At 71.8% G+C, this 11,338-nt stretch carries 9 protein-coding genes; all 9 read left to right on the forward strand.

The annotated features are described in order from the left end of the window. The first annotated feature begins 96 nt into the window (after nucleotides 1–96). The 9 genes from ACFY6S_RS25515 (at nucleotide 97) to gatB (ending at nucleotide 11,162) form a co-directional block, all read left to right on the forward strand. On the forward strand, nucleotides 97–636 hold the full coding sequence (locus ACFY6S_RS25515; protein ID WP_388814706.1) for a TIGR00730 family Rossman fold protein: 540 nt from the start codon (nucleotides 97–99) through the stop codon (nucleotides 634–636). 39 nt (nucleotides 637–675) lie between these two features. Continuing rightward, a complete protein-coding gene (locus ACFY6S_RS25520; RefSeq protein ID WP_388814704.1) occupies nucleotides 676–1,365 on the forward strand; it encodes an SDR family oxidoreductase in 690 nt (229 codons plus the stop codon). Continuing rightward, nucleotides 1,362–2,357, forward strand: a complete 996-nt coding sequence (locus ACFY6S_RS25525; protein ID WP_388814702.1) for a methionine synthase — start codon at nucleotides 1,362–1,364, stop codon at nucleotides 2,355–2,357. Before ACFY6S_RS25520 ends, ACFY6S_RS25525 begins: the two co-directional genes overlap by 4 nt. An 86-nt stretch (nucleotides 2,358–2,443) precedes the next feature. Further along, entirely contained in the window at nucleotides 2,444–4,822 is a 2,379-nt protein-coding gene (ligA, locus tag ACFY6S_RS25530; protein WP_388817807.1) for an NAD-dependent DNA ligase LigA, read from the forward strand. Nucleotides 4,823–5,084: 262 nt separating this feature from the next. After that, complete coding sequence (locus ACFY6S_RS25535) at nucleotides 5,085–7,229, forward strand: putative bifunctional diguanylate cyclase/phosphodiesterase (RefSeq protein WP_388814700.1); 2,145 nt, start codon at nucleotides 5,085–5,087, stop codon at nucleotides 7,227–7,229. Nucleotides 7,230–7,419: 190 nt separating this feature from the next. Next, nucleotides 7,420–7,716, forward strand: coding sequence for an Asp-tRNA(Asn)/Glu-tRNA(Gln) amidotransferase subunit GatC (gatC, locus tag ACFY6S_RS25540; RefSeq protein WP_388814698.1), 297 nt, complete (start codon nucleotides 7,420–7,422; stop codon nucleotides 7,714–7,716). A gap of 6 nt (nucleotides 7,717–7,722) precedes the next feature. Next, entirely contained in the window at nucleotides 7,723–9,231 is a 1,509-nt protein-coding gene (gatA, locus tag ACFY6S_RS25545; RefSeq protein WP_388814696.1) for an Asp-tRNA(Asn)/Glu-tRNA(Gln) amidotransferase subunit GatA, read from the forward strand. Beyond that, entirely contained in the window at nucleotides 9,228–9,470 is a 243-nt protein-coding gene (locus ACFY6S_RS25550; protein WP_388814694.1) for a hypothetical protein, read from the forward strand. The genes gatA and ACFY6S_RS25550 overlap by 4 nt, the downstream gene beginning before the upstream one ends. A 183-nt stretch (nucleotides 9,471–9,653) precedes the next feature. Beyond that, nucleotides 9,654–11,162, forward strand: coding sequence for an Asp-tRNA(Asn)/Glu-tRNA(Gln) amidotransferase subunit GatB (gatB, locus tag ACFY6S_RS25555; RefSeq protein ID WP_388814692.1), 1,509 nt, complete (start codon nucleotides 9,654–9,656; stop codon nucleotides 11,160–11,162). The last annotated feature ends 176 nt before the right edge of the window (nucleotides 11,163–11,338 follow it).

Here is an 11,338-nt window from a genome sequence, read left to right on the forward strand (position 1 = left end):
CCTCGGTCGGTTCTGTCGTCCCTCGGTACTGTGACCGCACTCAAGTCAGCAACAGGGGACGGCGCGCTCTTCCCGCGCGGGCTCTACCGTGGGCCCATGAATATTTGTGTCTTCCTCTCCGCCGCCGACCTCGACGAGCGCTACACCCGCCCCGCCAGGGAATTCGCCGAACTGATCGGCAAGGGTGGTCACACCCTGGTCTGGGGAGGTTCGGAGAGCGGACTGATGAAGGTCGTCGCCGACGGCGTGCAGGAGAGCGGCGGACGGCTGGTCGGGGTCTCGGTGGACTTCCTCCACGACGTGGCCCGGCAGAACGCCGACGAGATGGTGATCGCGAAGGACCTCGCCGAGCGCAAGGCGCTGCTGCTCGCCAAGTCCGACGCCGTCGTGATCATGGTCGGGGGCACCGGCACGCTGGACGAGGCCACCGAGATCCTGGAACTCAAGAAGCACTCCATCCACACCAAGCCCGTGGTGCTGCTCAACACGGCGGGCTTCTACGACGGGCTGAAGCAGCAGTTCCACCGGATGGAGGAAGAGGGGTTCCTGCCGCTTCCCCTCGCCGACCTGGTGTTCTTCGCCGAGGACGGGGTGAGCGCCCTCGCCTACCTGGAGGAGGCGACCGGCGTGCGGTGACGGTGCGGCGAGCGGCCGGGGTGATGCGACGATGACCGTATGGCTACCCATCTGATCACCGGTGCGGGCTCCGGCATCGGCGCCGCCGTCGCGCGCCGGCTCCACGAGCGCGGCGACGACCTGCTGCTGTTCGCCCGCGACGCCGCCCGCGCCAAGGAACTCGCCGCGGGCTTCCCCGGCGCCCGCACCCTCGTCGGCGACCTCTCCAACCCCGACCGGCTCTCCTGGGCGCTCGCCCAGCAGTCCATGCCCGACCGGCTGGACTCGCTCCTGCACGTCGCGGGCGTCGTGGACCTCGGGCCGGTCGGGGAGCTGACCCCCAAGGCGTGGCAGAGCCAGCTCGCCGTGAACCTCGTCGCGCCGGCGGAACTGACCCGGCTCCTCCTGCCCCAGCTGCGCGTCGCGCACGGCCAGGTGATCTTCGTCAACTCGGGCGCCGGGCTCACCGCCCACGCCGAGTGGGGCGCGTACGCCGCCTCCAAGCACGGCCTCAAGGCGCTGGCCGACGCGCTGCGCGAGGAGGAGCGCCCGCACGGGCTGCGGGTCACCTCCGTCTACCCGGGCCGTACGGCGAGCCCCATGCAGGCCAAGGTGCACCAGCAGGAGGGCAAGGAGTACGACCCGTCCCGCTGGATCGACCCCGAGTCCGTGGCCACCACGATCCTGGCCGCGCTCGACCTGCCGCGCGACGCGCGGATCGACGACGTCACCGTCAGGCCGGGCCGGTGAGCGCGCTGTCCTACGGACCCGCCACCGGCGTCGGCTCCATGCCCGGAGGCGACGCGCGGGAGACCGCCAAGGCCGTCACCGGGACCTTCGAGGGGCTCCCGTACCTGCCCGAACTGCCCGCGCGCGGACCCGGCGCCGACATGATCGGACGTACGGCGGGACTCCTCGCCGAGGTCTACGCGCGGGTGGAGCCCAGCGGCTGGCGCATCGGCGACCGGCCCGGCCGGGACACCAAACGGGCCAGATCCTGGCTGGGGGAGGACCTGGACGCGCTGGAGGAGTTCACCCAGGGGTACGAGGGACCGCTCAAGATCCAGGCCGTCGGACCGTGGACCCTCGCCGCCGCCCTGGAACTGCGGGGCGGCGAGGCGGCGCTCAGCGACCCCGGAGCCTGCCGCGATCTGACCGCTTCGCTGGTGGAGGGGCTCACCGCGCACCTCGCGGAGGTGCGGCGCCGGGTGCCGGGAGCCGTGCCGGTGCTCCAGATCGACGAGCCGTCCCTCACCGCCGTCCTGCGCGGGCACGTCAAATCCGCCAGTGGCTACCGCACCCACCGCGCGGTGGACCGCCAAGTGGTCGAGAGCGCGCTGCGGGAGGTGACCGCCCTGGGCGCCGGCACGGCGGTGGTGCACTCGTGCGCGCCGGACGTGCCCTTCGCGCTGCTGCGGCGGGCGGGCGCGGCGGCCGTTTCGTTCGATTTCGCCCTGCTCACCGAGCGTGATGAGGAGACCATCGGCGAGGCGGTGGAGGGCGGTACGAAACTCTTCGCCGGAATCGTGCCGGGTACCGACGGCCCATTGTCAGACCCTGCCGGTAGCGTCAGTGGGGTCAGAACGCTGTGGCGCAGGCTGGGGCTGAATCCGGGGACTCTCGCGGAGTCCGTGGTGCTCACTCCCGCGTGCGGGCTCGCGGGTGCTTCACCCGCGTACGCGCACGCCGCGCAGGCCCACTGCGTCAGGGCCGCGAGATCCCTCGCGGACAACCCTGAGTGACCATCCCGGCGACGGGTGACGGCCGGATCATGGTGAAACGGGAGGACGAGACGGTGGCAGGCGAACAGCGGAGCGGGGTGTCCGCGATGCCGGAGGTGCCGGCGCGGGCGCGGGAGCGGCACGCCCTGCTCGCGGAGCAGATCGAGGAGCACCGCTTCCGGTACTACGTGAAGGACCAGCCGATCGTCAGCGACGGCGAGTTCGACCGGCTGCTGCGGTCGCTGGAGGAGCTGGAGGAGACACATCCGGAGCTGCGCACCCCGGACTCCCCGACCCAGAAGGTCGCCGGGCAGTACGAGACGGAGTTCACCGCGGTCCAGCACCGCGAGCGGATGCTCTCCCTCGACAACGCCTTCGACGACGAGGAGCTGGCGGCCTGGGCGGAGCGCGTCGCCAAGGACGTGGGCACCCCCGACCACCACTTCCTGTGCGAGCTGAAGGTCGACGGACTGGCCGTCAACCTCACCTACGAGCACGGCCTGCTGACCCGCGCGGCGACCCGCGGCGACGGCCGTACGGGCGAGGACATCACGCCCAACGTCCGTACGATCGCCGAGATCCCGCACCGGCTGCGCGGCGAGCGCGTCCCCGACCTCGTCGAGATCCGCGGCGAGGTCTACTTCCCGATGGACGCCTTCCAGGAGCTGAACGCGCGTCTGGTGGAAGCCGGGGACAAGCCCTTCGCCAACCCGCGCAACGCGGCGGCGGGTTCGCTGCGCCAGAAGGACCCGAAGATCACCGCGACCCGCCCGCTGCACATGGTGGTGCACGGCATCGGGGCGCGTGAGGGCTTCGACATCGACCGTCTCTCGCATGCCTACGCGCTGCTGCGCGAGTGGGGCCTGCCCACCGCCCAGCACAACAAGGTGGTCGGGAGCGTGCGGGAGGTGCGGGAGTTCATCGCCCACTTCGGGGAGAACCGCCACTCCGTCGAGCACGAGATCGACGGCGTCGTCGTCAAGCTGGACGAGATCCCCCTCCAGGGCAGGCTGGGTTCCACCTCGCGCGCGCCGCGCTGGGCGATCGCCTGGAAGTACGCGCCGGAGGAGGTCAACACCAGGCTGGTGAACATCCGGGTGGGCGTCGGCCGCACCGGCCGTGTCACGCCGTACGCGCAGGTCGAGCCGGTGACAGTGGCCGGCTCCGAGGTCGAGTTCGCCACCCTGCACAACCAGGAGGTGGTGAAGGCCAAGGGCGTGTGGATCGGGGACACGGTGGTGCTGCGCAAGGCGGGCGACGTCATCCCGGAGATCCTCGGCCCGGTCATCGATCTGCGGCCGGAGGACGCGTACGAGTTCGTGATGCCGGCCGAGTGCCCCGAGTGCGGGACGCCGCTGCGGGCGATGAAGGAGGGCGACATCGACCTCCGCTGCCCCAACGCCCGTACCTGCCCTGCCCAGTTGCGGGAGCGGCTGTTCTATCTCGCGGGCCGCAAATGCCTGGACATCGAGAACTTCGGCTATGTCGCCGCCGCTGCCCTGACCAAGCCCCTGGAGCCCGCCACTCCGCCGCTGGTGGACGAGGGCGACCTCTTCGACCTCACCATCGAGCAGTTGCTGCCCATCAAGGCGTACGTCCTGGACCAGGACAGCGGACTGCCCAAGCGCGACCCGAAGACGGGCGAGGACAAGATCGCCACGGTCTTCGCCAACAAGGAGGGCGAGCCGAAGAAGAACGCCCTGGCCATGCTCAAGCACATCGGTGAGGCCAAGGACCGTCCGCTGGCCCGGATCATCACCGGCCTCTCCATCCGGCATGTCGGGCCGGTCGCCGCCGAGGCGCTGGCCAGGGAGTTCCGCTCCATCGACCGCGTGGACGCGGCCACCCAGGAGGAGTTGGCGGCCGTCGAGGGGGTCGGCCCGGTCATCGCGGCCTCGCTCAAGGAGTGGTTCGCCGACGAGTGGCACCGCGAGATCCTGCGCAAGTGGCGTGCGGCCGGGGTCCGTACGGAGGACGAGGGCTCGGGCGAGGACCAGGGCCCGCGCCCGCTGGAGGGCCTGACGGTCGTGGTGACCGGCACGCTGGAGCGGTACACGAGAGATGGCGCGAAAGAGGCGCTTCAGACGCGTGGGGCCAAGGTGACCGGGTCCGTCTCGAAGAAGACGGCCTTCGTCGTGGTCGGCGAGAACCCCGGTTCGAAGCACGACAAGGCCGTGCAGTTGAAGGTGCCCGTGCTGGACGAAGAGGGCTTCACCGTGCTGCTGGAGCAGGGGCCGGAGGCGGCCGGGGCGGTGGCCACGATCGGCGGGGAGCCGGCGGAGGCCGCCGAGGAGAGCGCGGACACGGCCGGGGCGGGCCCGCGCAAGGACGGGTCGAGCCCGGCGGAGGACGGGTCGAGCCCGGCCACGTCGGAGACGGAAGCGGACGTGGCCGAGAAGCGCGGGGGCGCGGCCCAGGAGAGCGCGGCGGCGGGTAGGACCGGCGCCGGGATGGGTAAGGAGACGGAAATCACCTCCCAGGAGTAAGAGCGGTCAACACCCCGAGAGCCGGGGCCCGTACCGTCGAATTCTGGCCGTCGAGGTCACCCGTTCAGCGCATACCAGACGGATGCGGATGGGCGGGTCGCATTCGGGCAACAGCGGTAGAGCGCTGCCCGTTGGAGCCTTCGGCGGCCTACTGTTGGCACGTGCGCCTGTCGTGCACGGCTGAGGAGTCGATTCCAGCCGTGCGGTCATGACGACGTGCCATCACGTGGCATCGGCTCCGCCGGCTGTGAGAGGGACGGGAATGAAACCGACCGAGAGCGCCGCCCCGGCCTCATCCGCGCGCGGAATCGCGGGATTTGTGGCGGGACGCGCCGGTATCGCGGCCCGGACACCCGCTCTTGTGGTGGGGCTCGCCGTGGCCGTCCTGGGGACGGGGCTGGTCCGCGCACTGCTGGACGGACTCGCGGTCTTCCCCGGCTCCACGGCCGGCTGGGCGCTGGCCGTGCTCACCGGCATCATCGTGGGACATCTGGTCGCGCTCGGCCGCGACCGCTGGTGGGGCGGCACCGGCTCCGGCGCGGCCCTCACCCTGGCGGTGCTGCTGCTGTACGGGTGGGTGGCGGCCGGGCTGGTCAGTCTGGCCGTCGTGGTCCTGGTCGGCGTGGCCCGCCGGCACCGCTGGCGGCAGGGCGTGCTGCACGGAGCGGCGGACATGCTGGGCATCGGCGCCGCCGCGCTCGTCCTCGCGCTGTTCGGCGTGGTCCCGACGGTCGAGCGGCCCTGGCAGCCGCTCGACTGGTCCCTCGGCAGCGCTCCGGAGATCGTGCTCGCCGCCGCCGCCCATCTCGCCGTCACCCGGCTGCTGTTGTGGTACGCGCTGTCCCCGCAGCACAGCGGGGAGCCGGCCGGTGCCCGCACTGCTCTCTACCGGCAGGCTCTCGTCGCGGTCGCGCTGCTCGGGATCGCCCCGCTGATCTGCGTCGTCGCGGTCTCCCTGCCGCTGCTCCTGCCGCTGTTCGCCATCCCGCTGATCGCCCTCGACTCGACGCTCTGGATAGCCCGGGCGCGCGCCGAGGAGCAGTTGCGCGACCCGCTGACCAAACTCCCCAACAGACAGTGGCTGCTGGAGCGCACCTGGTCGGCGCTGGAGGAGGCCGAGGGCATGGGCGCCAGGTCGGCGCTGGTCCTGATCGACCTCGACCGGTTCCGTTCCGTCAACGACACCCTGGGCCACCTGGCGGGGGACCGGCTGCTGCTCCAGATAGCCGACCGGCTCAGGCTGGCCCTGCCGCGCGGCGCGGAGGCCGCCCGGCTGGGCGGCGACGAGTTCGCCGTACTGCTCCCGACCTGCGACTCCACCACCAGCGCCCAGCGCGTCGCCCGCCATCTGGCGGCCGAGCTGTCCTCGCCGCTTGACCTCGACGGCCTCACGCTCGTCCTGGAGGCGAGCGCGGGAGTGGCCGTCTACCCCGAGCACGCGGCGGACGCGGAGGGCCTGCTGCGGCGCGCGGACGTCGCGATGTACCAGGCGAAGCGGGACCGCACGGGCGTCGAGGTCTACGAGTCGAAGCGCGACTCCAACACCCCCGACCGGCTCGGGCTGCTGGGCGACCTGCGGCGCGCGCTCGACGCCGGCGAAGTGGAGCTGCACTACCAGCCGAAGGTCCGCTTCGACGGCCAGGTGGCCGGTCTGGAGGCGCTGGTGCGCTGGGTGCACCCGGAGCGCGGCCGGGTGCCCCCCGACGACTTCATCGCCATCGCCGAGTCGTCCGGTCTCATGCCCCACCTCACGGAGTACGTGCTGGAGAAGGCGCTCGCCCAGGTCGCCCGCTGGCGGTCCCAGGGACTGATGGTCCCGGTGGCGGTCAACGTCTCGCCGCGTGACGTGCACACCCCCGGTTTCGCGGGCGCGGTGGCCGCCCGGCTGGCGCGGCACGGCGTCCCGGCCGGCTCCCTCCAGCTGGAGATAACCGAACACGTACTGCTGGAGGACCCCCAGCGGGCGGCCGACACCTTGGCGGGGCTGACCGGGCACGGCGTGAAGATGTCCCTGGACGACTTCGGCACCGGCTACTCCTCGCTGGTGCACCTACGCCGGCTGCCGGTCAGCGAGCTGAAGATCGACCGGTCGTTCGTGGCCCGGCTCGCGGTCGACACCGAGGACGCCGAGATCGTGCGCTGCACCGTCGACCTGGCGCACTCGCTGGGCCTGCTGGTCGTCGCGGAGGGCGTCGAGGACGACGAGACCTGGGAGCGGCTGCGGGACCTGGGCTGCGACGCGGTGCAGGGCTGGCTGGTGGCCGCCGCGATGCCGCCGCACGAGGCGACGGCCTGGCTGCTGGCCAGGGGCGAGCGGGGCTGGCAGCGCCCGGCCGAGCTGGAGGCGGCGCGGGCCCGGGAGCGCTCGGCGCAGGTCGTCCGGCCGTCGGGCCACGTCGTGCAGTAGCGGGAGCAGGAGCGGGAGCGGGAGCAGGAGCAGGAGCGGGAGCGGGAGCGGGACGGCGGGTCCGGCGCCGCGTCAGGACGGCCCCCGGAGGACGCCCGGCCGAGCGGCCGGGGGTGAGCGTTTCGTGGGTATGGGACCGGGCCCATAGGATTGGGCCACAATCCATCACACTCACCCAGAGGATCGCTGCATGCCTGGCATCACGCGCGAGGAGGTCGCCCACCTCGCCCGGCTGGCGCGTCTGGAGCTGAAAAGCGAAGAGCTGGAGCACTTCGCCGGACAGCTCGACGACATCATCGGCGCGGTCGCCCGCGTATCCGAGGTAGCCGACCAAGACGTACCGCCGACCTCCCACCCGCTGCCGCTGACCAACGTCATGCGCGCGGACGAGGTCCGTCCGTCGCTCACCCCCGAGCAGGCGCTTTCCGGCGCCCCTGCCCAGGAGCAGCAGCGTTTCAAGGTGCCGCAGATCCTGGGGGAGGACTAAACAGTCATGACGGACATCAGCAAGTCGGACATCACCAAGCTCACCGCCGCCGGGATCGCGGAGCGGATCGCCTCCGGTGAACTCACGGCCGTCGAGGTCACCGAGGCCCATCTCGCCCGTATCGAGGCCGTCGACGAGAAGATCAACGCCTTCCTGCACGTCGACCGCGAGGGCGCGCTCGCCCAGGCCCGTGCCGTGGACGAGAAGCGGGCGGCGGGCGAGCCGCTCGGACCGCTGGCCGGTGTGCCCGTCGCGCTCAAGGACATCTTCACCACCGAGGGCGTGCCGACCACCGTCGGCTCCAAGATCCTCGAAGGCTGGATCCCGCCCTACGACGCGACGCTCACCAAGAAGCTCAAGGCCGCCGGCATCGTCATCCTCGGCAAGACCAACATGGACGAGTTCGCCATGGGGTCGTCCACCGAGAACAGCGCGTACGGCCCCACCGCCAACCCCTGGGACCTCACCAGGGTCCCCGGCGGCTCCGGCGGCGGCTCGTCCGCCTCGCTCGCCTCGTACCAGGCGCCGCTGGCGATCGGCACGGACACCGGCGGCTCCATCCGCCAGCCCGCCGCGCTCACCGGCACCGTCGGGGTCAAGCCGACCTACGGCGGGGTCTCCCGCTACGGCATGGTCGCCTTCTCGTCCTCCCTCGACCAGGGCGGCCCCTGCGCCCGTACGGTCCTGGACGCGGCCCTGCTGCACGAGGCGATCGCCGGCCACGACCCGCTCGACTCGACCTCCATCGACGCCCCGGTCCCGCCGGTCGTCGAGGCGGCCCGCAACGGCTCGGTCGACGGGATGCGCGTCGGCGTCGTCAAGCAGTTCCGCGGCGAGGGCTACCAGGCGGGCGTCGTCCAGCGCTTCGACGAGTCGGTGGAGCTGCTCCGCAAGCTCGGCGCCGAGATCGTCGAGCTGGACTGCCCGTCCTTCGACCTCGGCCTGGCCGCTTACTACCTGATCGCGCCCTCCGAGTGCTCCTCGAACCTCGCCCGCTTCGACGCCATGCGCTACGGCCTGCGCGTCGGCGACGACGGGACGAGGTCCGCCGAGGACGTCACGGCGCTGACCCGCGAGGCCGGCTTCGGCGACGAGGTCAAGCGCCGGGTCATCCTCGGCACGTACGCGCTCAGCTCCGGCTACTACGACGCGTACTACGGCTCGGCGCAGAAGGTCCGCACCCTCATCACCCGGGACTTCGAGAAGGCGTTCGAGCAGGTCGACGTGATCGTCTCCCCGACGACGCCGACCACCGCCTTCCCGATCGGCGAGCGCGCCGACGACCCGATGGCGATGTACCTCGCGGACCTGTGCACCATCCCCACCAACCTGGCGGGCAACGCCGCGATGTCGCTGCCCTGCGGCCTCGCACCGGAGGACGGCCTTCCGGTCGGACTCCAGATCATCGCCCCCGCCATGAAGGATGACCGGCTGTACAAGGTCGGTGCCGCCGTCGAGGCCGCCTTCGTGGAAAGGTGGGGCCACCCGTTGCTGGAGGAGGCACCGTCGCTATGACCAACGCATTGAGCAAGGCCAAGGGTTTCAGGAAGTCCAAGGCCGGGACGTACCTGTCGATGGGAAGCACCGCCCTGGGCGCCCTGAGCGTCGCGAAGCAGGCCAAGCTGGCCCGCCAGGAGCACGACACGCTCCGGCTGGTCGACGCCGCGGTCTCCGCCGTGGCGATCGTGACCGGCCTGGCGATCCTGTACCGCGAGCTGAAGCGGCTGGGCGACGACGACGTACTGCTGGGCTGAACGGATACGGGGCACCCGCCACGGCGGGTGCCCGGTGCTCCCGCGTCCCCCGGCACACAGCCTGACGGCACGATGCGGGTGATCGCGCCGCCGGCGGCCCGGGCCACGACGGCCGGCGGGCCGGAAGTCCGTCGAGCGCGGGCCGGCCGACACCGATGAAGCATTGAAGAGGAAGAAGTACCTGTGACCGTCATTGACCTGGTGTCGTACGAGGACGCCCTCGCGACCTACGACCCCGTCATGGGCCTGGAAGTCCATGTCGAGCTGGGTACCAAGACCAAGATGTTCTGCGGCTGTTCCACCGAGCTGGGCGCCGAGCCCAACTCGCAGACCTGCCCGACCTGTCTTGGCATGCCGGGATCGCTGCCCGTCGTCAACGCGATCGGCGTCGAGTCCGCGATCAAGATCGGGCTCGCGCTGAACTGCGAGATCGCCGAGTGGTGCCGCTTCGCCCGGAAGAACTACTTCTACCCGGACATGCCGAAGAACTTCCAGACCTCCCAGTACGACGAGCCGATTGCCTTCAACGGCCATCTGGACGTCCAGCTGGAGGACGGCGAGACCTTCCGCGTGGAGATCGAGCGCGCCCACATGGAGGAGGACACCGGCAAGTCGCTGCACGTCGGCGGCGCCACCGGGCGCATTCACGGGGCGTCCCACTCGCTGCTGGACTACAACCGCGCCGGCATCCCGCTCATCGAGATCGTCACCAAGCCCATCGAGGGCGCCGGCGCGCGCGCACCCGAGGTCGCCAAGGCGTACGTCGCCGAGCTGCGCGAGCTGATCAAGGCGCTCGGCGTCTCCGAGGCCCGGATGGAAATGGGCCAGATGCGGTGCGACGTGAACCTGTCGCTGCGCCCGCACGGCCGCGCGGAGTTCGGTACGCGCTCCGAGACGAAGAACGTCAACTCGCTGCGCAGCGTGGAGCGCGCCGCGCGGTACGAGATCCAGCGCCACGCGGCGGTGCTGGACGGCGGCGGCACGATCCTCCAGGAGACCCGGCACTTCCACGAGGAGGACGGCTCCACCACCTCCGGCCGGATCAAGGACAACGCCGAGGACTACCGGTACTTCCCGGAGCCCGACCTCGTGCCCATCGCCCCGTCCCGCGACTGGGTCGAGGAGCTGCGGCGCGGACTTCCCGAGCTGCCGCGGGTGCGCCGCAACCGGCTCCGCGAGGAGTGGGGCGTCTCCGAGCACGACATGCGGTCCATCCTCAACGCGGGCGCGATCGACCTCATCGTCGCCACCATCGACGCCGGCGCCCCGGCCGACCAGGCCCGCAAGTGGTGGATGGGCGAGCTGGCCCGGCACGCCAACGAGTCGGGCCGCGCGCTGGACGAGCAGCCCATCACCCCGGCCCAGGTCGCCAGGATCGCCGCGCTCGTCGCCGCCGGTGACCTCAACGACAAGCTGGCCCGGCAGGTGATCGAGGGCGTCCTCGCGGGCGAGGGCGACCCGGACACCGTCGTGGAGAAGCGCGGTCTCAAGGTCGTCTCCGACGAGGGCGCGCTCGGTACCGCCGTGGACGAGGCCATCGCCGCCAACGCGGGCGTCGCCGACAAGATCCGCGCGGGCAAGGTCGCCGCGGCGGGCGCGCTGGTGGGCGCGGTCATGAAGGCGACGCGCGGTCAGGCCGACGCGGCGCGGGTGCGCGAGCTGATTCTGGAGCGGCTCGCCCCGGGCGAGTGAACCGGCACCGGCCGCCGGGCGTCGAGGGCTGACGCGGGCCGGGCCGGTCCTGTCGGGCCGCCTGGGCGGCGGGCAGGGGGTTCAGGGGGGGGGGGGGGCCCCCCCGGGGGGGCCCCCCCCCCCCCGCCCCCCCCGGCGGCGGGGGGTATTTTTGTTGGGGGGTTAAAAAAACCGCC

This window comes from Streptomyces sp. NPDC012835, from assembly GCF_042900885.1.
Classification (GTDB): Bacteria; Actinomycetota; Actinomycetes; order Streptomycetales; family Streptomycetaceae; genus Streptomyces.